General features: G+C 66.1%; 19 protein-coding genes. 7 read left to right on the top strand and 12 right to left on the bottom strand.

Annotation, left to right across the window (positions count from 1 at the left end):
• Window positions 1–63: 63 nt before the first annotated feature.
• A complete protein-coding gene (locus tag NU1_RS31375) occupies window positions 64–1,158 on the top strand; it encodes a PLP-dependent cysteine synthase family protein (protein ID WP_084521981.1) in 1,095 nt (364 codons plus the stop codon).
• A gap of 47 nt (window positions 1,159–1,205) precedes the next feature.
• A complete protein-coding gene (locus NU1_RS31380) occupies window positions 1,206–2,459 on the top strand; it encodes an MFS transporter (protein WP_084521992.1) in 1,254 nt (417 codons plus the stop codon).
• A gap of 124 nt (window positions 2,460–2,583) precedes the next feature.
• Here the strand turns inward: NU1_RS31380 and NU1_RS31385 are convergent, their stop codons facing one another.
• From NU1_RS31385 to NU1_RS31415, 6 genes are all read right to left on the bottom strand, one after another.
• Entirely contained in the window at window positions 2,584–3,723 is a 1,140-nt protein-coding gene (locus NU1_RS31385) for a transcription termination factor Rho, short form (RefSeq protein ID WP_067527097.1), read from the bottom strand.
• Between the two features lie 218 nt (window positions 3,724–3,941).
• Window positions 3,942–4,907 (bottom strand): M56 family metallopeptidase, encoded by a 966-nt coding sequence (locus tag NU1_RS31390; protein WP_067527098.1) that lies wholly within the window; start codon window positions 4,905–4,907, stop codon window positions 3,942–3,944.
• Between the two features lie 332 nt (window positions 4,908–5,239).
• Window positions 5,240–7,639, bottom strand: coding sequence for a thiamine pyrophosphate-dependent enzyme (locus tag NU1_RS43545; protein WP_371859859.1), 2,400 nt, complete (start codon window positions 7,637–7,639; stop codon window positions 5,240–5,242).
• 98 nt (window positions 7,640–7,737) lie between these two features.
• Entirely contained in the window at window positions 7,738–8,292 is a 555-nt protein-coding gene (locus tag NU1_RS31405; protein WP_067527099.1) for a 3'-5' exonuclease, read from the bottom strand.
• Between the two features lie 70 nt (window positions 8,293–8,362).
• Window positions 8,363–9,145, bottom strand: a complete 783-nt coding sequence (locus NU1_RS31410) for an META domain-containing protein (RefSeq protein WP_084521982.1) — start codon at window positions 9,143–9,145, stop codon at window positions 8,363–8,365.
• A gap of 19 nt (window positions 9,146–9,164) precedes the next feature.
• A complete protein-coding gene (locus tag NU1_RS31415; RefSeq protein WP_067527100.1) occupies window positions 9,165–10,574 on the bottom strand; it encodes a lipase family protein in 1,410 nt (469 codons plus the stop codon).
• A 166-nt stretch (window positions 10,575–10,740) separates the two neighbouring features.
• Between NU1_RS31415 and NU1_RS31420 the strand changes: the two genes are divergently transcribed.
• Window positions 10,741–11,373 (top strand): TetR/AcrR family transcriptional regulator, encoded by a 633-nt coding sequence (locus tag NU1_RS31420; RefSeq protein WP_067527101.1) that lies wholly within the window; start codon window positions 10,741–10,743, stop codon window positions 11,371–11,373.
• Between the two features lie 8 nt (window positions 11,374–11,381).
• Window positions 11,382–13,013 (top strand): MFS transporter, encoded by a 1,632-nt coding sequence (locus NU1_RS31425; RefSeq protein WP_067527102.1) that lies wholly within the window; start codon window positions 11,382–11,384, stop codon window positions 13,011–13,013.
• A 10-nt stretch (window positions 13,014–13,023) separates the two neighbouring features.
• Here the strand turns inward: NU1_RS31425 and NU1_RS31430 are convergent, their stop codons facing one another.
• The 3 genes from NU1_RS31430 to NU1_RS31440 form a co-directional block, all read right to left on the bottom strand.
• Window positions 13,024–13,515: an SRPBCC family protein gene (locus NU1_RS31430; RefSeq protein ID WP_067527103.1), complete on the bottom strand. Its 492-nt coding sequence runs from the start codon at window positions 13,513–13,515 to the stop codon at window positions 13,024–13,026.
• Between the two features lie 113 nt (window positions 13,516–13,628).
• Complete coding sequence (locus NU1_RS31435; RefSeq protein ID WP_067527104.1) at window positions 13,629–14,846, bottom strand: RNA polymerase sigma factor; 1,218 nt, start codon at window positions 14,844–14,846, stop codon at window positions 13,629–13,631.
• Window positions 14,843–15,178, bottom strand: coding sequence for a YciI family protein (locus NU1_RS31440; RefSeq protein ID WP_067527193.1), 336 nt, complete (start codon window positions 15,176–15,178; stop codon window positions 14,843–14,845). Before NU1_RS31440 ends, NU1_RS31435 begins: the two co-directional genes overlap by 4 nt.
• 573 nt (window positions 15,179–15,751) lie before the next feature.
• On the opposite strand from NU1_RS31440, the gene NU1_RS41945 reads away from it, so the two are divergent.
• On the top strand, window positions 15,752–15,910 hold the full coding sequence (locus NU1_RS41945) for a hypothetical protein (RefSeq protein WP_157553304.1): 159 nt from the start codon (window positions 15,752–15,754) through the stop codon (window positions 15,908–15,910).
• A gap of 458 nt (window positions 15,911–16,368) precedes the next feature.
• A complete protein-coding gene (locus NU1_RS31445; protein ID WP_067527105.1) occupies window positions 16,369–18,237 on the top strand; it encodes a WD40 repeat domain-containing serine/threonine protein kinase in 1,869 nt (622 codons plus the stop codon).
• Between the two features lie 259 nt (window positions 18,238–18,496).
• On the opposite strand, the gene NU1_RS31450 is transcribed toward NU1_RS31445, so the two are convergent.
• Together NU1_RS31450 and NU1_RS31455 are read right to left on the bottom strand one after the other, a co-directional pair.
• Window positions 18,497–18,937 (bottom strand): DUF4265 domain-containing protein, encoded by a 441-nt coding sequence (locus tag NU1_RS31450; RefSeq protein WP_067527106.1) that lies wholly within the window; start codon window positions 18,935–18,937, stop codon window positions 18,497–18,499.
• A 180-nt stretch (window positions 18,938–19,117) separates the two neighbouring features.
• A complete protein-coding gene (locus NU1_RS31455) occupies window positions 19,118–19,603 on the bottom strand; it encodes a MarR family winged helix-turn-helix transcriptional regulator (protein WP_067527107.1) in 486 nt (161 codons plus the stop codon).
• A 62-nt stretch (window positions 19,604–19,665) separates the two neighbouring features.
• Between NU1_RS31455 and NU1_RS31460 the strand changes: the two genes are divergently transcribed.
• Window positions 19,666–20,166 (top strand): SgcJ/EcaC family oxidoreductase, encoded by a 501-nt coding sequence (locus NU1_RS31460; RefSeq protein ID WP_067527108.1) that lies wholly within the window; start codon window positions 19,666–19,668, stop codon window positions 20,164–20,166.
• 190 nt (window positions 20,167–20,356) lie between these two features.
• Here the strand turns inward: NU1_RS31460 and NU1_RS40820 are convergent, their stop codons facing one another.
• A complete protein-coding gene (locus tag NU1_RS40820) occupies window positions 20,357–21,067 on the bottom strand; it encodes a TetR/AcrR family transcriptional regulator (RefSeq protein ID WP_084521984.1) in 711 nt (236 codons plus the stop codon).
• Window positions 21,068–21,229: the final 162 nt, after the last annotated feature.

The following is a 21,229-nucleotide window of genomic DNA, read 5'->3' on the forward strand; positions in this document are numbered from 1 at the left end:
GGTGTCCGCTGCCCGCGCACGTCTCGCCGCCCTCGGGCGGTAGTGATACAGAAAGCGACAGTCATGGACAAGGTTGTGCTCGATCCCTTCGCGGCGGTGGCCTCCGCGCCCGGTACGGCCCGGCAGCCGCGTGCCCTGGTGGGCAATACGCCGGTGCTGTGGGTCGGTGCGCCACTCGCGCCCGCCGGGTCGGGGTTCTGGGCGAAGTTGGAGGGTTGTAATCCCGGCGGGATGAAGGATCGTCCCGCGTTGCATATGGTGCGCCGCGCCGAGGAGCGCGGAGATCTCGCACCCGGTGCGCGCATTATCGAATCCACCAGTGGCACTTTGGGTCTGGGGTTGGCGCTGGCGGGAATGGTGTACCGGCATCCGGTGACCGTGGTGACCGATCCGGGGCTGGAGCCGATTGTGGCGAATATGCTCGCCGCCTACGGGGCGAGCGTCGAAACCGTGACGCGACCGCATCCGATCGGCGGCTGGCAGCAGGCGCGCCGCGATCGGGTGGCCGAGCTGCTCGACCTCGAACCCGACGCCTGGTGTCCCGACCAGTACAGCAATCCCGACAATATGGACGGGTATGAGTCGCTGGCGCTCGAACTCATCGACCAACTCGGGCGCGTCGACATTCTGGTGTGCGCGGTCGGCACCGGTGGACATTCCTCCGGGGTGGCGCGAGTGCTGCGCCGCTTCAATCCCGACCTGAGACTCATCGGCGTGGATACCGTGGCGTCCACCATCTTCGGCCAACCGGCCGGTCCTCGGCTCATGCGCGGCCTCGGCTCCAGCATCCACCCGCGCAATGTGGACTACGCCGCCTTCGACGAAATCCACTGGGTAGCACCGGCCGAAGCCGTCTGGGCCTGCCGCACCCTGGCCGCCACCCACCACGCCAGCGGCGGCTGGAGCGTCGGCGCGGTCGCCCTGGTCGCCGGTTGGGCGGCCCGTACCCACCCGTCCCGTGCCCGTATCGCCGCCGTCTTCCCCGACGGCCCACACCGCTACTTCGACACCATCTACAACGACACCTATTGCGAGACACACGGTTTGCTCGACACCCCACCTATCGACCCCGATACGCTCCTGCACCCCACCCAGCGAACGGTGCGCTCCTGGACCCGCTGCACCACCGTCGTCGACCCCCGGGAGCTGATGTCGTGACCGCCCTGACAACCTTCCGCACCTTCGATACCCCCGCCCGGCTGTTGATGATCAACCAATTCGGCATCAACCTGGGCTTCTACATGCTCATGCCGTACCTGGCCGGATACCTCGCGGGTCCGGTCGGGCTGGCGGCCTGGGCGGTCGGCCTGGTCCTGGGTATCCGCAATTTCTCCCAGCAGGGCATGTTCCTGGTCGGCGGCACCCTCGCCGACCGGCTCGGCTACAAGCCACTCATAGTGGCCGGATGTCTGCTGCGCACAGTGGGGTTCGCGCTCCTGGTTTTCGCGACGTCGCTACCGGCCCTGCTGATCGCCTCGGCGGCAACCGGATTCGCCGGTGCGCTGTTCAACCCGGCGGTTCGCGCCTATCTGGCGGCCGATGCCGGTGACCGCCGCGTCGAGGCATTCGCGGTCTTCAACATCTTCTACCAGGCGGGCATTCTGGCCGGACCCCTGGTCGGACTCACCTTGCTGGCGTTCGACTTTCGCCTCGTGGCGGCCGCCTCGGCGATAGTCTTCGCCATCCTGACGGTGGCGCAACTCTTCGCCCTGCCCGCCCGCCGCGCCCCCGTCCCCGCGAAACGAACATCGGTTCTCGAGGATTGGCGGGTCGTCGTCACGAACCGCCGCTTCCTGGCCTTCGCGCTGGCCATGATCGGCTCCTACGTGCTGTCCTTCCAGGTCTATCTGGCCCTGCCGCTGCACGCGGAATTGGTGGCGGGCAACCGAGCCCAGGCCCTGACCTCGGCGATCTTCGTCATTTCCGGCGTAGTCGCCGTGGTGGGGCAACTCCGCATCACAGCGTGGTTCCGCGCCCGCTGGGGTACCGGGCGCAGCCTCGCGATAGGCGTGGCCGTCCTGGCCCTGGCCTTCCTGCCCCTGGCTGTGATTCCGGCCCCCGACCGTTTCGGCCCGGCCGCCGCCGCGACCGCCCTCCTCATTGCCGCCGGTCTGCTCGCCGTGGGCACCGCGGCCGTCTTTCCCTTCGAAATGGATACCGTCGTCTCCCTCTCCGGAGACCGGCTGGTGGCCACCCACTACGGCTTCTACAACACCGTCGTCGGTATCGGCATCCTGCTGGGCAACCTGGCCACCGGCGCGGTAGTGGGCGCAGCCCGCGCCGCCGGGGTGGACTGGGCAGTATGGGTGGGCCTCATGGTCATCGGCGCGGTCTCCGCGTGCGCCCTCTACCGTCTGGACAACGCCGCCTCGGTGGGCCGCCATCGCACACAGGTCCGGCGCACCTCCGAGGCTCCGGCACAAGCCCGGCCGCCCGGCCGGACACGATCACGCACCTGACCGTCCCCGCAACGGGAAATGGCCTGATCACCCACTCCGGTGGCGATTCGGCGGCGGGCGCGAATTGCCGGGGAGTTGGGCGATCAGGCCATAGCGGCCCCGTGTGGGAGGCCGATCAGCGCCGTCAGCGGCGAGGCTTGCTGAGCTGAGCGAGGAACTCCGCGTTGGTGGGGGACTGGCGCAGGCCCTCGAGGAGAAGGTCGATGGGATTACGCTCCACCGCGGCGAGGGTGCGCCGGAGCAGATCGGTGGCGGTGAGCTCCTCGGGGGTGAGCAGGAGTTCATCTTTTCGGGTGCTGGACTGGAGTACGTCGATGGCCGGGAAGACACGACGGTTGGCGGTGGCGCGGTCGAGTTTGAGCTCGGCGTTGCCGGTGCCCTTGTACTCCTCGAAGATCACCGTATCGGCGGTGGAGCCGGTTTCGACGAGGGTGGTAGCGATAATGGTGAGGGAGCCGCCGTTCTCGAAATTGCGTGCGGCACCGAGGAATCGCTTGGGAAGGGTGAGGGATGCGGCGTCGACGCCGCCGGACAGCACCCGGCCCGAGGAGGGTGCGGCCAGATTGTAGGCGCGGGCCAGGCGGGTCAGGGAATCGAGCAGGACCACGACGTCACGGCCGGTTTCGGCGAGGCGCTTGGCACGTTCGATAGCCAGCTCCGCCAGTGCGACGTGTTCACGGGGCGAACGGTCGAAGGTGGCCGCGGCGACATCGGCGGGGACCGACCGGGCGAGGTCGGTGACCTCTTCGGGACGCTCACCGACGAGTACGAGCATGAGTTCGCACTCGGGGTGGTTCTTGGCGATACCGTGGGCCATGGCTTGCAGCACAGAGGTTTTGCCAGCCTTGGGCGGTGCGACGATCAGTGCGCGCTGACCTTTGCCGATCGGCATGATCAGGTCGGTGACCCGGGTGGTCAGCTCGTGCGGTTCGGTCTCGAGCCGCAGCCGCTGATTCGGGTAGATGGGAACCAGGTCCGCGAAGTTCGGGCGGTTACCGATCCGCTTCGGGTCCTGGCCATTGACGGATACGACACGGGTGAGCTGATCGTGTCGAGCGTTGCCGTTGCGCGAATCAGCGGTGCCGGTGACGAAATCGCCACGGCGCAGATGATTTTCGCGCACCTGCCGGGTCGACACATGGATGTCGCCGGGATCGGGTAGATATCCGTCGATGCGCACGAAAGCGTGATTGTCGACGATGTCGAGAATCCCGGATACGGTTCGTTCGGCCACGGGTGGTCTGGGAGAAGTATTGTCGTTCATGGTGTTTCCTTGAAAAGTTATGGGGTGTGGCGAAACGCCACAGGGTGTGCCGGAAATTCGGCGAGGATGCCCGCTGCCGTGAGTGGTGGGGCGTCGAGGGTGGAGAAGAAATCTGACTTCTTATGGGAGAAGAACCTGCAACCATAAGAATGAGACATCTGCGACGATACGCGACGATATCCGATTCGCGCAACCGTGAGTCCGGTCACCCCGCGCGCTCAGCCGGAGATCGGCAGGCAGAGGGCCAGGCCGACTACGGCGAGCGCCAGGGCCGCCACCGAGGTCAGTGCCGCGGTGACGGTCGCCGCCCCGAGGGTGAGGCGAGAGCGGCGTCGGGTACTGGTATTCGTTGGGTCGGCGAGGCGCCTGACCCGGCTGGTCAGTCCGATTCCAGTGGCGCCCAGGGCTTCTGTCGGACCATCGCTGATATCGGAGAGGGTGAGCAGTGCGTGTAGCACGGTTCTGCGGCCGTGTACGCGGGCCGCGGCATCGTCGGCGATCATTTCCAGCAGACGTGCGATCTCGTTCGCACCGGTGGTGAACAGGTTGACGTGGGGTAGGACCGTGGCGAGGCCGCGGCTCAGTGCCAATAACAGATGGTGGCGGCCGCTGAGGTGGGCGCGTTCGTGTGCCAGGACCGCGTCGAGATGGTGGTCATCGAGCGCGGTGAGCACACCTCGGGTGACGACCACCGTATGTTGTTTGCCCGCAACGCAATACGCGGCCGGTTCGTCCACATCCAACACCACCGCGTCGAGTGCGCCGTTGTGCCGCCCGGCGATTCGGGCCATGCGAGCGTGGGTGAAGGTCGTCCGGCGGGCATACCAGAGCGCGCGGCCCAGTCGTGCGATCACGAAAAGGCCTGCGACACCGGATAATCCGGCCAGGATGAGTAGACCGGCCTGCTCCGCCCCGCCATACCGCCCGACCGCCGCATCGTGCAGCTCTGTCATACAGGTATCCATGACCGGCCGCTGCATGGAAACGAGTCGATGATGCGCGATATCGACGATCAGCGCCACCAACGCGGCCAGCCAGGACAGCGCCGTCGACCCGATCGCGCTGAGCCAGGCGGCGAGCGCGAATCGCGGTGCCGCCTCCGATTCGGTGAGTCGGCGCAGCAGGGGCGGAGCCAGTACGGCCATGGCGAAGCCGTATGCCAGCAGGCAGATCGCGGCGCTCATCGTGCGAAGGGTTGCTGGGCCGTCGGTTCGGCGTCGATGCGGGGCCGAGTCGAACCGGTGGATGATCGCCGCACGCCACTCCTTTCGTGGATCGCGGCCGATTGTACGTGCCGATCCTGAGGGGTAGCTGTGGTTGCGCGACGAGGAAATCTCCGCTATTACTATCTACGTACGTACTCAGTACGTGAGAGCTTGCGCCGTCCCCTCAGCGGCGTAAGGGGCGTCGCCGGGAAGCGACGTCGAGTGACCGGTGAGGTAGGTGCCCTCATCAGCTACCCTCGCCGGTCACTCTTCCCCCCGTCACCCGCACGGGCCAGGCGGGCGGTCACCGCTCAGGGCGCGGCGAGTAGTTTGTCGGCGGCCTCTTCGATACGCGCCTCATCGAGCAGCACCAGATTCGCGGCCGGACCCAATGGAATGAAACTGTCCGCGCTGGTGACCCGCGCGAGTGGCCCGTCGAACCCGGCATCCAGCAGCGCGGTGCACACGGCCTCGGAAATGCCTCCGCTGCGGCGGGTTTCGTCCGCGACGAGGACTCGGCCGCTGGCCCGGGCGTGATCGAGGAGATCCTCGACGGGGAGCGGGTTGAGCCAGCGCAGGTCGACCACGCGGGCATGAATACCGCGCTCGGACAGGCGTCGTGCGACGCGCAGGCTCATCGGCACCCCATTGGCGAAGGTGACGATGGTGAGATGCGTCCCGGTGCCGTGCGCCCGGGCGCGGCCGATTTCGGCATGCCGCACCCCCGCGATGGGTGCCAGCCACGCACCGTCACCTGGGCGATAGAGGTCGCGAGTGTGGTACAGCGCAATGGGTTCGAGGAATACGCAGACCCGACCGTCCACCCGGGCGGCCGAGACGCAGGTGCGGAGCATGGCGGCCGCATCGTCGGCGCGGGCCGGGGCGGCGATCACCACACCCGGGATATCCCGAAGCGCCGCAATGGAATTGTCATTGTGGAAGTGACCACCGAAACCCTTCTGATAGGCGAGACCGGCGATCCGAACCACCAGGGGATTGCGGTAGCGGCCCGCCGAGAAGAAGGACAGCGTCGCGGCTTCACCGCGCAGCTGATCGGCGGCATTGTGCACATAGGCGAGATACTGGATCTCCGGAATGGGCACGAAACCCGCCAGCGCCGCGCCCAGCGCGGTGCCGAGCACACTCTGCTCATCGAGGAGGGTATCGAAAACCCTTCGCGCACCGTAGGTATGCTGCAACCCCTTGGTGACGCCGTAGACGCCGCCCTTGCGGCCCACATCCTCGCCGAAGACCAGGACGTCCGGATCACGGGCCAGCAGACTCGCGAGCGTGCGGTTGACGGCCTGCGCCAGCGTCATCGGCTCGGTCGATTCACTCGGATTCGCCGCTGGGCGGGCGGTAGCCGAACCCACGGTCCGCGACGGTGATCCGCCCGAGCCGGAACCACTCGCGTCCGGCGTCGGCGCCGATCCGTCCACCCGGGGCACCGGAACCGAGCCGTGCGTGCCGAACATCGGGGTCGAACCGCCGGGCTGCGGCACCGGAACCGAACCGTGTGTGCTGGAGACCAGGGTCGAGCCGCCCATACCGGGTGCGACCGAGCGCAGCGCATCGGTGCGCACCACGGACGGCCGTGACGGTGCGAGGGGCTCCATGATCTTCGCCGCGGTCGCCAATTTCGGTTCCTGCCGGACTTTTTCGGCCGTCTCCGCGACGCGCGCGCCCATCTCGTCGTACCGCCGCAGCACCTCGTCCGCGGTCGCCACCCCCGAGGTCACCAGGAGCCGTCCGGTCGCCGCCACCGGATCGCGGCGCAACTCGGCCGCCAACTCACCCGACCGCCGGTACGCCGCCTCCACATCCGAACCCGCGTGCCCCAGCAGCCGCACCGTGCGCAGCCGCAGGAACGCGGGCCGCCGGTGCTCGCGCACCCAGTCCGCGGCCGCGGTGGCCGTCGCCAATGCCTGGGTCAGGTCGGCCCCATCGGCATCGAAATACCGCAGCCCGGGCCGAGATCCGTACGCGTGCTCGATCCACTGCCGTGGCGTCGGCACGCTGATTCCGATCCCATTGTCCTCGCAGACGAACAGAATCGGCATGGCTATGCCCTGATGCGCGGTATGGATCGCCGTATTGATGGCACCCGTCGCGGTGGAGTGGTTGGCCGAGGCATCCCCGAAACTGCACAGCACCACCGCATCCGCGGGCCACTCGCACGTCACCCCCACCTGCGCGGCCCGTTCCAGCGCGAAGGCCAGTCCGACGGCGCGCGGCAATTGCGAGGCAATGGTCGAGGTCTGGGGGATCACCCCGGCTGCCTTACTGCCGAAAACCTTGTGCCGCCCACCGGAAATCGGATCCGCCGCGGCCGCCACCACCCCGAGCAGCACATCGCGGACGGGGTCGCAGCCGGCCACCCGCCCGGCCCGGTGCACGAAGAACGCCCCCGACCGATAGTGCAGTAGCGCCGGATCACTGACCCGCGTGGCCGCCGACACCACCACATTGCCCTCGTGTCCGGAGGATCCGATGCTGTAGTAGCCGTTGCCGTCTCGGGACAGTTGCCGCGCCACCAGATCGAGGTGGCGGCTGGCGGCCTGAGCGTCGAAGAGCTCCAGGGCCTGATCTCCGGTGCACGTATCGGTCAGTGGTTCGTCCCGGGCTCGGTCCGGTCCCGGCGTCGCCGCGGCTACCTCCGCGCGAAACCATTGATCCAACTCGACTTCCCGCTCGCCGATGACCCTCCCCACCTCTCCATTCCGGATTGCCGCGTTTGTCCAGTTCCGCGAGGCTTCAGATTAGTGGTGCGGGCGGCGCTGGGAGGCAAATCTCGGTCCGCGTCCGCGAGTCACGCGGACCAGTTGTCCTGTTTCTTCATATCGGCAATGAGGGCGGCGATGTTCCAGGCATCATCGACGCCCCGATGATGGGTGCCCACCAAGGGAATTCCGGTCAGCCGCAACGCCTCGGCCATCCCGTAGCGACGTTGCGTGCCCCGGGCGGCCGAGAAGGCGCGTTTGGCATTGGTGTGCCGAGATCCGAACGGATAGCGGACCGCGGTGGCCGCGCACTGCCGCTCGAACTGTTTACGGTCGTAATCGCCCCAACTGGCCCACGGACGCGCATCGGCGTGGAACCGTTCGCGCAGCAGCGCGCAGGCCTCGGCGAAACCGATACCGCCCGCCACCTGCTCCGGGGTGAGTGTGGTCAATCGCGTGCAGAATTCGCTCACCGTGGAGCGATCCGGGCGCACCAGAATGTTGTGCTTGTCCACCCGCTCCAGACTCCGCAGGTCGAGGACGCACAAGCCTATTTCGATGATCTCGCTGGGTTGGCCGGGCGGATTCGGCCCCTCCCAGCAGGTGGCCTCGACATCGACCACATTGAGGAGGTGTTCGCTCATACCGCCGGAGGCTACCGGCCCGATCCCGGCGGGCGACAACGGTTTTCGCTCGTCGTAACGGCGGGACCCGCTATTCGGCGCGCAGTTTGAGTCCGGTGCCGTTCTCGGTATTGCGCAGTGTGAGCGTATCGGAATCGATTGTGCCCGTGGTCTTGCCGCTCAGGGTGGTCAGCACCTGCTGTTCCACCTCCATGACCTGCGGATCGCACATCATCTTGGTGGTGCCGATCTGGAAGGTGGCATCGGTGCCGATGACCTCGGCGCTGCCCATGATGCGATTGCATCCGGCGGTGCCGGAGACCGCGCCGTCGGAGCCGATGAGCAGGGTCGGCCGCACCTCTTCGAGGGTCTGCGAGCGCACCTCGGCGTCATTGGTGATTACGGCGGTCACGATCCAATTGGTCCCTACCAGGGGCTTATCGGGATGGGCGACCTTGCGATCGAGCAGTGTCACGGTGCTGTCATTACCGCTGAGGGTCAGCGTATCGCCGTCCAGCGTCCAACTCGGTCTCGATCGTAGGAGTCCGTCCTGCCATTCGTCGGCCGCGCCCCGCTCGTCCGGACACCCCATCAGGGTGGCAGCGAGCTGGTCGACGGTCAGGACGTGGCCCTCCAGATTCACCGGGCCGGTGGCGGTATTGCAGCCGGAGTTCGCGGAGACCCGATCCTCGGCGAAGGAGAGATTCATCGGCCCACCACCGGGAATCGGCCGACCCTCGACCTCGGTGGAGACGAAGGCGCGGCCCATCGGCGTGGGCGTCGGGGCGGTGTCGTCGCCGGAGGAGGAACATCCGGCGACGACCGCCGCGGTCAGAGCGAGTACAAACCCGCCCCACACTCGAGTAGCTGGCATGTAACCGATCGTAGTGAGGTCAGACCGGCATGCCCAGTGCCGAGGCAAGCGTTTGTCCAATTGTGTTGGCGAAGGTGTCGAGCGCGCCGGGGTCGAGAATCATGCTGAGCACATCCCGATTGGAGCAACCGGCCGGTGCGGGGACGCCTTTGAGCCGGTCGTCGAGCCACATGACCGCGCTGGCGGTACCCGAGACGGCGGCGATTCCGTGCTCGCTGAGCAGATCGCGGGTATAGAAGACCTGGGCGTTCGGGGCCTGGCAGTAGGTGTCGTAGAGCCGGTTGACCGCATTGATCGGCATCGCCTCGTCGAACGGGGACTCATAGATGAACAGCGGCATCGGGGGTGTGCCGCGATGGCCGAGGGTCAGTTCGTCGAGTAGCGGCTGGAGTTCCGGGGCGAGCATGGGATCACCACCGGGATAGTCGAACAGCCCCTTGATATTCGCGAACGGGAACGCCGCGAATTGCAGTGCCACGCACTGGCCCTCGTGCACCACGCGCACCGCCTTGCCGAGCGGGTTCATATACCGGTCGATGAACTGATTCAGCTCCGGGTACTCACGGGCCACGCCGAACAGGCCGCCGAGGACAGCGCCGGCGAAGCTGGAGGTGCTGTTGTTGTAGTCGATGGCCATGCGGATATCGGCCATGAGACCACCGGCCGCACTGCCCACCATATTCAGCTCGGGGGCGTACTCGGGCTGGAGTTCGGCGGCGTGCGCGGTCGGAATCGCGCCACCGGAGTAGCCCCACAGCCCGACCCGGGTCTCGGTGCCGGGCAGCCCGGCGGGTTCGAAATTCTCGGCGGCGCGAATGCCGTCGAGGGTGATGCGGCCACCCAGTGGACCGACCGCGTAGGCGGCATTCGGGCCCTGGTGATCGGGCACCACCACGGCGTGGCCGAGTTGCAGCATGGCCTGCACCTCGATGAATTCCGCACCGATGACCGGGTTCAGGGGGTTCGGTAGCGACCCCATCTGGAGTGTGTACGAGGGCGCGCAATTGATCGACAGCGAATCCTCGGCCATCTGGAATGACAGCAGTGCACGCTCTTCGGTCGGCGCGGGACGATGCGGCACGATGACGGTGGCCACCGCCGCAATCGCCTCGCCGCGGGTATTGGTACTGCGGTAGGACAGCTGCCATGCCTTCACATTCAGGGGGATCAGCCAGAAATTGGCGAGATTCACCTGCCGGGCCGCCAAGATTTCGCCCGGCCGCGCCGCCGTCACCCGCGCCGGATCCGGGTTGTAGAAGCCGGGATCCAGATACGGCGGTGCGGGCGGGGTGGGGAAGGGTAGCGGCGGTGCGACCGGAACCGGTTCCGCCGCAGCCGTATTCGCCATTGCCGGACAGATGGCCACGGTCAATCCCGCCACCACCGCCAGACAGGTCTGGGCGATTGCCGCCCGGGTCCGCGCTGCCATATCGAATCCTCCACACCCCGCGCCCCAGGACGCGCGCCGCCCACTAAGATAGAGAGCGTTTGTTTTCTATGTCGGGCTGACTGTATGGCTCGGACGCGGACTGTGTCAACGGTCACGTCCGGGTGATCGTTGGTCACACCCGGGCGACCAGGCAGGATGAACCACCGTGACCGAAGCTCCCCGTCCGCGCCGCACTCAGCAGGAACGCCGTGCCGCCACGGTGGCCAAACTGGTCGACGCCACCATTGCCGCCATCGGCGAGGTGGGGTACCAGCGCACCACCGTGCAGGAGATCTGCGGCCGCGCCGAGCTATCGGCCGGGGCCATGTTCCGGCAGTTCGATACCCGCCTCGACCTGGTCGTGCGCACCGCCGAAGAGGCCTTCGCGCAACAGCTGAACGGTTTCCGGGCGGTCATGGAACACCTCGACGCGCAGCAGAACGCACTCGATGTGGCCCTGCGCTTCCTGCGTGAGGCGCAGTCCTCGAACCTCATTCACGCCCTGCGCGAGATCTATCTGGCAGCCCGCTCCGATACCGAACTGCGCGAGCGGATCGCCCCGATCGCCGACACCTACTACCGCGAAATCGTCGCGACGCTGAACGAGACCGGACTGTTGAACGACTTCCCGGCGGAGGTGCGCGAGCCCCTGTTCTTCATGCTGCTGCACATGTTCTCCGGTGAGGCCGTGGTGCGCGGGGTGTATCAGCGCCCCGATCTCGATGTCGCCGTACTCACCCTGGTCGAGGACATGCTGGCCGCCTATGCTGCCCGCGTGGCACCACCGACGCAGAGTTAGCTGGAAATATGCTGCCTCCGGTGAGTGTCGGGCGATCGGACGACCGCGAGTCGCCGTGGGCGCCGCTGGCATCGACGGTGTTCCGGGCGCTGTGGATCGCGCAGCTGGTCTCCAACCTGGGCACCTGGATGCAGACGGTGGGTGCGCAGTGGGTTCTGGTCGATCAGCCCAATGCCGAGACGCTGGTGCCGCTGGTGCAGACCGCCACCACGTTGCCGGTCATGCTGTTGGCGATCCCCTCCGGTGTGCTGGCCGATCTGGTGAACCGGCGGCGACTGCTCATTGCCGCGCAATCGGTCATGGCGGTGCTCGCGGCACTGCTGGCCGTGCTCACCGCCACCGGGCACACCACGCCATCGATACTGCTGACATTGCTGTTCCTGCTCGGCTGCGGGCAGGCGCTGACCGGTCCGGCGTGGCAGGCGATTCAACCGGATCTGGTGCCGCGCAATCAGATTCCGGCGGCGGCCGCGCTGGGCAGTATGGGGATGAATGTCGGGCGTGCGGTGGGTCCGGCCTTGGCGGGTGTGCTGGTGGCGCTGTCCGGGCCGACGCTGGTGTTCGCTTTGAACGCCGTGTCGTTCGCCGGAATTCTGGTCGTGCTCATCCGGTGGCGGCGACCCGACGACGACCGGGATCTGCCGACCGAACGGCCGATCGCCGCGCTCCAGGCCGGACTGCGATTCATTGCCGCCGCACCCGCCGTGCGACGAGTGTTGTTGCGCTGCTTGCTCTTCGTCGCTCCGGGTAGTGCGTTGTGGGCGCTGCTGCCGGTGGTCGCACACGCCCGGCTCGGGCTGTCGTCGTCGGGATACGGTCTGCTGCTCGGGGCGTTGGGGTTGGGCGCGGTGCTCGGGGCTACGCAGTTGGCGCGGTTGCGGCGGCTGCTGTCACCCACTCGGCTGCTGGCCGTCGCCGCAGTGACCTTCGGTGTGGCGACGGCGGGCGCGGCCGTCGTTCCCCACGAAGCCGCTGTGCTGGCGCTGCTGGTGATCGGCGGATTCGGCTGGATTATCGGCATGTCCACCATGAACGCGACCATGCAGCTGCTGCTGCCCGGATGGGTGCGGGCGCGCGGGCTCTCGGTGTACCAGCTGGTGTTCATGGGCGGGCAAGCCATCGGCTCGCTCGTCTGGGGCCTGGTCGCGGGCTGGTTCGGCACCGAAACCGCCCTGATCGCGGCCACCGCACTGCTCGGATTGTGCGCGGTGACCACGCTGTGGTGGCCGGTTCGGGTGTCCTCGGTCGATACGACACCGTCGGCGCACTGGCCCGAACCGGTCCTGGTGTTCGAACCCGCACCCAAGGACGGACCCGTGCTGGTCCTGGAGACCTACCGCGTCCCCGAGGAGATGGCCGCCGATTTCGCCGAAGCCATGGCGCGGGTCGGCCGATCGCGACAGCGCACCGGCGCCATGGAGTGGCGACTGTTCCGCGACGTCGGTGCGGAGGACCAATATGTCGAGGCCTTCGTCGTCCGCTCGTGGGCCGAGCACATGATCCAGCACCAGGTCCGGCTGACCGCCCAGGACCAGGCCGCCGAGGCCCGCGTGGCCCAGTTCACCATCGGTGAGAGCCACACCCTCCACCTCGTCGCGGTGCCGCCGCCGGATATTACGGGCGGATTGATGCGGCCATAATGCCGACGCCTCAGGCCTCGTACTTCGTGATGGGATCTCCGGTACCGGTGGTGATCAACTGCGGCAGGCTCTTCGTGATGTAGAAGGTCCAGCCGCGTGAGCAGGCCTCGAAGCATTCGGATTGCGCGGTCAGCCCTTCATGGGTGAAGTGGAGTGTGGTGCCGTGGTCGGTCGCGCCGATATCGAATACGACGTCGGTGCCGGTCCATTCGTGGCGGTCATCGATGAAGGTCAGGGCGGAATCCACGACGTGCCAGACCATGCGTCGGCCCGGCACGACCTCGGTGATCTGGAATCGGCAGTACCGGATGCCGGTTTTGGCCTCGACCGTCTCCCCGGCGTATTCGGAGTCGTCGGTGAAGACGAATTCGTCGTGCAGGGCGGCGGTATTGCCGATGATGTTCTCGTTCCACCATCCGCGCACGTCGGTGATGGCCGCGAAGACCTCGTCCGGCGCCCGGTCGATGGACATCGTTGCGGTCAGGTACTCGGTGTTCGACATTGTTCTGCCTCTCTCTATCGGGTGGTTGTGCCCCACCGACGAAGGAGGTCTCGCGGAATAGACATCGATCCGCGAGAAAGTTCCAGAATTTTCTACAGACCGCCGCGAGGTGCTCAGAGCCCGCGCAGGCGCGCGGTCAGATAGCGTCGCTCAGCCGCTGTCGGTGCCAGTTTCAGCGCTGCCTCGTATGCCGCGGCCGCCTCGCGCACCTGGCCGTTGCGGCGCAGAAGATCGGCTCGGGTCGCGGGCAGGAGATAGTAGCCGTCCAGACGGCCGGATTCGGCGAGCTCGTCGACAAGAGCGAGACCGGCACCGATGCCGTCGGCCATCGCGATCGCCACGGCACGGTTCAGGTCGACCACCGGCGACGGTGCCAGCCGCGCCAGCTCGCGGTACAGCATCGCGATTTGCGGCCAATCCGTGGCCGCCGCGTCGGCGGCGGTGGCGTGACAGGCGGCAATCGCCGCCTGCACCTGGTACGGCCCGGAACGCCGCATGGCCAGTGCCGTCTCGAGCGTCTCGGTACCCGCCGCGATCAGAGCGCGATCCCAGCGCGATCGGTCCTGATCCTCCAGCGGTACCAGCACGCCGTCGTCGGTGCGGTGCGCACGGCGTGCCTCGAGCAGCAGCATCAGGGCCAGCAGGCCGCGCGCCTCGGGTTCGTCGGGCAGTAGTCGAACCAATACCCGGGCCAGGTAAATCCCCTCCGCTGCCAGCCCTCGGCTTCCGTCCTCGTCGTCGTAGCCCTCGTTGAAGATCAGGTAGAGCACCGCCAGGACGGCGCTGAGCCGATGCGGCAGCATCTCAGCAGGTGGGACCCGATATGGGATACCGGCCTCGACGATTTTGCGTTTGGCGCGTACCAGTCGTTGCGCCATCGTGGATTCGGCGGTCAGGAACGCTTTGGCGATCTCAGCGGTGCTCAGACCCGCCAGCGTGCGCAAGGTCAGGGCGACTCTGGCCGGGAACGGCAGTGCGGGATGGCAGCACGTGAAGATCAGTCGCAGTCGATCGTCGGGAATGGCCTCTGTCGTCGGCTCGAGGGGGTCTCGGGGGAGCAGGGCGAGCTGTCGCAACTTCGCGGTGGCGGCCGTATCCCGACGCAGACGATCGATGGCGCGGTTGCGTGCCGTCGTGGTCAGCCAAGCCCCCGGACGGGCCGGAACACCATCGCGCGGCCAGGTCGTCAGCGCCGCGGCAAAGGCGTCCTGGGCGCAGTCCTCCGCCAGATCCCAATCCCCGGTCATCCCGATCAGGGTCGCGACAACCTGACCCCACTCATCGCGGTACGCCGCGTCCACCGCGGCCCGAACCTCCTGCGGCGCAGTCATTCCCACACGGGTCGGACCTCGACACAACCCCGGTTCGCATAGGGATGCAGCGCCGCGATCGCGATCGCCTCGTCCAGATCCGCACACTCGATGATGTCGATGCCACCGACGAAGTCCTTCGTCTCGGCAAAGGGCCCGTCGGACACCAGCGTCTCGCCGTCCCGAACGCGGACCGTCGTCGCATCCGCCACCGGACGCAGCCGCGCGCCACCCAGACTCGCGCCTCTCCGCTCCACCTCCGCCGAGAACGCGTGATACGCGGGGTCCGCGGCGATCTCTTCCATGGTCGGCGAGCACGTCTCGTCGTCGCAGATCAGCAACACGTACTTCATGCCCCAAATATGCCCGATAGGCCACCGCTGATCCAGCGTGTGGACGTGTGGGATCGCGTTCCGTGCCGGGTAGCCGGCGATGTCGGCGTAACAGTTCACCGTCTCGGTTGTCCATGTCGTCGTCCGGAGAATCGCTCGACGCAAGGCCGAAGAAGAAGGTGGCCCCGATCCCCGTGACGACAGCTACTCGTGTGACTGTCCTTGTGCGCCCAGTAGTTCAGTACCGGAAGCTAGAGAAGGATGAGAATCACCGTCGAGACGGTCATCGGCAGTTGCCTCCGCTGTAGGTGTCGGGCCACCAGGTGCCAGCCGGGGCAGGCGTCATGGGGCACATGATCTGCGATGACTTATTCGCGACAGATATCGGCCGAACGATTCGTGACGGCGGTGACGCCGCTTGCCTCGCCGCTGGTGTTCGGTTCATGGATGCGGGTTGATCCGGCCGGGTGTGCCGAGTGGGCGACGTGGCCGCCATCGGAAACGGACAGGTTGCGCCAACCAGCCTGTTGCCATGGTCAACTGCCGCCATACTTCTTTCGACCGATCCGCAATCAGCCTGAAGGAGCAATTGACATGACCGACAAAGATTCTCCCACCGGGGACGTATCAGCTGACGTCATGCCGAGCGAGCAGCAAGAGACCACTGGTGCCGCGGATGCGACACCTGCGGTGACTCCCCAGGCCCGCGCGGGCGGCTACCAAGTCGGGCTCAGTCTCGAACTGGAGCCGTAGTACCTGCTGTGCCGCTGATCGAGTGAATTGACCAGGCGAGGCTCTGCCTGCAGCCGACAGGCGGCGCCGACGTCGGATCACGCATCCACGAACACGCCTGCTTCTCTGAACTACCTGGCCAGGACCCGATCCTGACAGCAAGTGTCTAACTAGCCGAATACACGATGTCTGGCAGAAGCTGATGGAACGGGTCAGATAGTGAAGAATCCAGCGATGCCGAAACCATGCCCGAACTCGACTTCGCGGTAACGCCGCAGGTCGATGTTGGCCTGGACCCGGATCGAGGCGGCGACGTGTAGCTGTCGGAGGGGATGTCCTCCGCGGCAACGATCCCACCCAGCAGTACGCCGAAACGCCGCTGATTCTGGTCGCGGAAATCCAGCAGCGTATCTGGCTGGACATCACGTTCATTGATAGTAAGACTGCCCTCGATCGTGTTGTAGCCGGAGGGATGTGGTGTGAGGCTGGCGTCAGGCGAGGTCGTCGCGGGGTACATCGTCGACCGACTCTTGGGTGTCGGCGGAATGGGCGCGGTCTATCTGGCTCGCGACCCGAGCACCGATCGGGAAGTCGCGCTGAAGGTGCTCGATGGCGTGTCCGTCGCTGACGCGAAGACGCGGCGAAATTTCGAGCGGGAAGCGGCGTTGGCGACGAGCTTGCGGCACCCGAATATCGTGCCGGTCTATGACCATGCGGTCCCGGGTGACCCGCAGCTTTGGATCGCCATGAAATATATTGCGGGATCGGATATCTCGGCGTTGGTTCGGCGGCAGGGGCCGCTGCGATTGGCACAGGTGGCGCAGCTGATCGGCGATATCGCGGCAGGGCTCGACTACGCGCACGGCGCAGGTGTGCTGCACCGGGACGTCAAGCCCGCGAATATGCTGGTCGAAGTCGGGCCCGACGGCCGCGAACGCGCATTGGTCACCGATTTCGGAATCGCCCGTACCGCCGACCACACAGTGACGTTGTCCGGCATGATGGCGAGCTTCTCCTACACCGCCCCGGAACGTTTCCTGGGCGGGGTCGCAGACCACCGCGCCGACGTCTACTCGCTGGGCTGCTCCCTGTGCGAAATGTTGACCGGCAGAACACCGTTCATTCACTCCGACCAAGCTGCGATCATCGGTGCGCATCTCACCGCCACACCGCCACGGGTCACAGACATGAGCCCCGATCTTCCCTGCGCGGTCGACGAGATCCTCGCTCGTGCCTTGGCGAAGAATCCCGATGACCGCTTTGCCAGCTGCGGGGAGCTGGCGGCGAAGGTATCGGCCGCGGCGCGAGCACAATTCGACCGCACCATGCCCGCTCCGCGGCTCGTTCGGTCGCGTGCGATCAGCCGCAGGCGGTTGTTGATCGGCGCGAGTGCGCTCGTGCCGCTCGCCGCTGCCGGTGTGGCGGTTCCTGTCCTGCGTCGAGAAGAACCGTCGACTCCAACGGCGGCGAAGCCGGGCTGGCCGGTCACCTTGCGTGCCACTCTTACCAGCCAGAACAACACGTACCAGTGTTTCTTCAATCGAGAGGGCACGCTGATCGCGGGGGACGATCGGATCTGGGACGTCGTCACGACCAGCGTCGTACACCGGTACCAGCACTCGGTGCTGGCGATTCGGCCCGACGGCGCTGTGCTCGCATTGCGGCAATCGGGCGCACCCCTGGCCCGGGTCGGTGATGGCCTACCGATCGGCCAGTCGCTGACCGGCGCCGATGATTTCGTCGCTGTCGCGGCGTTCAGTCCAGACGGCGCTCTGCTTGCCACCGCTACGTCAGCCGTTGCCACGGCCAACATCGTGCGCTTGTGGGATGCCAGTACGGGATATCCGGTGGGGCAGTTGACAGGACACACCAGCCAGGTGGGGGCAATAGCGTTCAGCCCGGACAACACCCTGCTCGCCACGGCAGGCGCGGACCAAACAGTTCGCCTCTGGGACACGGCGACTCGGCAACCGCTCGGGCAACCGCTCGCACACTCTGTGGACCCGGCCACCGTCGCATTCAGCCCCGATGGCACGACGCTTGTTTCGGGCGGCGGGCGGCTCCAATTCTGGCGGATACAGGGACAATCTCCCAACATCACCGTTACGCGGACCACCGGCTATGCGGACAGTAGTGAGGGCTCGTACAAGGCTGTAGCCTTCAGCCCCGATGGCGCGGTACTCGCGGCCGCCGGTACCACGATCCGCCTGTGGGACACCCGAATCGGGCAGCCGATGGGGCTGCCCATCTACGGCTACAGCGCAAACGCGGTTGCGCTCAACTCCACTGGTGTGCTGGCAATCGGCGGGAGCACCGTTACCCTCTGGGACTTGAGGCGCTCCGGGTAATGGCAGCCGGACCAGCTTTCTCGCGGCCGATCGCAACCAGCTATCTGCGCCTCCCCGGACGGCGAAACCCTTTCCGCCCCTGCGCGATGTCGAAGAGCGAAGGTTCGCTGGTGCTGGCCGGTTGCGAAGTAACCACGACCGCGTGAACCCAAGCGATCTCGGGCCGTTGGAGTGCGCGCAAATGCCGATGAGGTAGCGACCGCGCCTTGCGGCCATCCGATCGCTCGCTGTGCCGACAGCGAACCACGACGTGGACCGGCTAATTCACGTCGCCGGGCTGGAACTGCTCGACGTCGCCCCACTCCCACGCGATACTGCCGCCGTCGGCAGCGTCCTTGATCAGCGCCCACACGATTTGGATGTCGCGGCCGGGTGGCAGGTCGATCGCGATGTGGCGATCCCCGCTCCACTCTGATTTCAGGTGGCTCTGCGTTACGGCGTCGTCGATGGCACCGTGCAGCCGTGTGGCCTCGCCATCCGACAGCGCTGGCAGCAGGAGGATGCGAAAGACGCGATGCTCAGACTTCTCGAGCAGTTCGGTCACCTGCTGACCGGCCGGATCCAACCTCACTCGATCACTGAGCGCGAGGCCGTAGACGCGGAAGGGAATGCATGAAACTTTGAAGGTGTCCTCACCCTGTGGCTCGAGCCAGAGCTGTTCGAGAGTGTCGGGAAAGCCGTACGGTTCGAGGTTGGCCATGGCTATGTAATTGGAACTACCCCGGTCAACAGGTGATTCATGAGCGATGTAGTGCGGTCCGGGCATTCGGGAGACTCTCGATCGGGTGGGACTTCATCGTGTTCGGGCACCTCGAGGACAGTGGTGCACCACGCACGATAATGCCGCAAAGTGCGCAGTTCGAAACGGCCACAATCGATGTCAAGCTGGTGCGGATCCTTCGTTCCGAGTGCGTTCGGCAACCAGGTCGGTCTGTTCCTGATGGACGCGCAGAGCCGTTTCGAGAAAGTCGAGAATGAGGCGCAGTTGGTCGCTGTCGTAGCGCCCGAGCGCGGCCGCCCCGGCCCGGCCCACGGGTTCGAAAATGAGTTCCGCCATCCTCCGTGTGTCTGCGGTCGGCTCGATCAGCACCCGCCGCCGATTACCCGGATCCTGTGCGCGCGAGACATATCCGGCTCGTTCGAGCCGGTCGATGACCGTGGTGGTGGCGGCGGGGCTGAGCCGTAACGCGGAACTCAGCTCACCTGCCGAGAGGGGCCCGCGCCCCAACACGATGTCCAGGCACCGCATATCGGTGCGATTGAGTCGCAGCCGCGCGGCTACCGCCTCGTCGAAGCTGTCGAAGCTGCGCTGCAACAGCCGCAACTGCTGCCCGATCTCGCTGATGATTTCATCATCTTTCGACATTCGAAACTTCCTGTTATCGTTTATTTCGACGATCGAAACGATAGCACCGAGAGGCTCGCTCCATGAACCAGACCCGACACTCCACCGACGACATCGCCATCGACGAGGTATTCCAGCAGCTCCAGCGGACCTGGACCGCCAATGACGCACAAGCCTTCGGCGCGCTCTTCACCGAGGACTCCGACTACGTCTCCTACGACGGCACCCGCGCCATCGGACGCGGACAGCATCAGCACAACCACGACCAACTGTTCCGTGGCGTCCTGGCCGGATCGGCTCTGACCGGCGAACTGGAATCCATCCGCTACCTCACCCCGGATGTGGCCATCCTGTACGGCACCGCCTCGGTACTGATGCCCTGGCGCTCACGCCTGCCGAAGCGGCGGCTCTCCCGGCAAACCGTCGTGCTGTTACGAACCGAAAACGGCTGGAAAATCACGGCAATTCACAACGCCCGGGTCCGCCCGGTCACCGTGCCGGAACCGAATTCGTTCCCGGCCAGGATGTCTCAACTCATGGCACGTATCGCCCACACACTCGGACTGGGCCGTCGAACCGCATGAAACGGTGGCCAGCTGCGTAACCGCAAGTGGCGTACTCGTTCGTCCCCAGGACACTGGGATCGGCGCGTCGACCAACTCGGGGCAGTCCCTCTTGACCTAAGGGGTGTCAGAGTAGTGCGTTCGACATCAAGCGCCCGGCCTGGTTCGTATGGTTGGGAGCCGATCGCAGTCGGTACCGTGACCGGACCTGTCAGTTGGTGTGGTTGGGGGTCACGATCGCGCGGATGAGTTGGGTGAAGCGTGGTGTGAGTTGCACGAGTTCGGTCGGTTCGTGGTCGGCGAGGTACTCGATGATCAACTCGATCGCTGCGGCGGTCATCGCGTGGCACACATCCGTGGGTAGCGGGGGCAGTCCGGGCTCGAATCGGGCTCGCAGGTCCTGCATGGTGGGAGTGACCGCGGCGACGAACTCGGTGATCGCTTCGTTGCGGCGGGCGCGCACGCGCGAGCTCACGCCGACGGCTTCGAGGAAGAACATCTTCGTCGCGGCCGGGGCGAAGCCGAGCAGGAGCAGGAACCGTTCGACCAGTTCCGAGACAGCCTCGGGGCTGGACACCGGGGTCCAGGCGCCGGTTGTTTCACCGGTACCCGACCCGACGACGAGCATCTCCACCACGCGGTAGCTGTCGATGAAGGCGTCTTCTTTATCGTCGTAGAGCTCATAGAACGTCTTACGCGAGACCCCGGCACGTTTGGTGATGTCGCTGACCGCGGTCGCGGCGTAGCCGTTGTCGGCGAACAATTCCATTGCCGCAGCCACGATTCGCGCAGCCTGGGAGGCTCGCACGTCCTCACGCGACAGGTCGTGCCGGTGCCGGGGAAGGGGCGGTGGAGCCAATCCTGTCAGCAGCCCGAGTACTTCTTGCCCGAAGGTGAGGTCTGGGGGCGCGGTCCGGCTCATGACTACGACGATAGCGTCTTGATCATACAGAAACTGCCTGTACTCTCATCATAGAGAATCAGTTAGTTTCTCTATGCGTTGCTGTGTGTCGAATGAGAGGACAGTCCTGTGGCCATCGAACACAAGCAGGTAGCGACCGATCCGGATACCGATCGGCTCGAT

Source organism: Nocardia uniformis NBRC 13702, assembly GCF_001613345.1.
Lineage (GTDB): Bacteria > Actinomycetota > Actinomycetes > Mycobacteriales > Mycobacteriaceae > Nocardia > Nocardia uniformis.

Coding starts and splice junctions, on each gene's coding strand:
- NU1_RS41945 (WP_157553304.1), top strand. CDS start 15,752: ATGACCGACAAAGATTCTCCCACCGGGGACGTATCAGCTGACGTCATG.
- NU1_RS31380 (WP_084521992.1), top strand. CDS start 1,206: ATGATCAACCAATTCGGCATCAACCTGGGCTTCTACATGCTCATGCCG.
- NU1_RS40820 (WP_084521984.1), bottom strand. CDS start 21,067: ATGAGCCGGACCGCGCCCCCAGACCTCACCTTCGGGCAAGAAGTACTC.
- NU1_RS31375 (WP_084521981.1), top strand. CDS start 64: ATGGACAAGGTTGTGCTCGATCCCTTCGCGGCGGTGGCCTCCGCGCCC.
- NU1_RS31405 (WP_067527099.1), bottom strand. CDS start 8,292: ATGAGCGAACACCTCCTCAATGTGGTCGATGTCGAGGCCACCTGCTGG.
- NU1_RS31450 (WP_067527106.1), bottom strand. CDS start 18,937: ATGGCCAACCTCGAACCGTACGGCTTTCCCGACACTCTCGAACAGCTC.
- NU1_RS31430 (WP_067527103.1), bottom strand. CDS start 13,515: ATGTCGAACACCGAGTACCTGACCGCAACGATGTCCATCGACCGGGCG.
- NU1_RS31435 (WP_067527104.1), bottom strand. CDS start 14,846: ATGACTGCGCCGCAGGAGGTTCGGGCCGCGGTGGACGCGGCGTACCGC.
- NU1_RS31460 (WP_067527108.1), top strand. CDS start 19,666: ATGAACCAGACCCGACACTCCACCGACGACATCGCCATCGACGAGGTA.
- NU1_RS31440 (WP_067527193.1), bottom strand. CDS start 15,178: ATGAAGTACGTGTTGCTGATCTGCGACGACGAGACGTGCTCGCCGACC.
- NU1_RS31390 (WP_067527098.1), bottom strand. CDS start 4,907: ATGAGCGCCGCGATCTGCCTGCTGGCATACGGCTTCGCCATGGCCGTA.
- NU1_RS31455 (WP_067527107.1), bottom strand. CDS start 19,603: ATGTCGAAAGATGATGAAATCATCAGCGAGATCGGGCAGCAGTTGCGG.
- NU1_RS31415 (WP_067527100.1), bottom strand. CDS start 10,574: ATGGCAGCGCGGACCCGGGCGGCAATCGCCCAGACCTGTCTGGCGGTG.
- NU1_RS31385 (WP_067527097.1), bottom strand. CDS start 3,723: ATGAACGACAATACTTCTCCCAGACCACCCGTGGCCGAACGAACCGTA.
- NU1_RS31425 (WP_067527102.1), top strand. CDS start 11,382: ATGCTGCCTCCGGTGAGTGTCGGGCGATCGGACGACCGCGAGTCGCCG.
- NU1_RS31410 (WP_084521982.1), bottom strand. CDS start 9,145: ATGCCAGCTACTCGAGTGTGGGGCGGGTTTGTACTCGCTCTGACCGCG.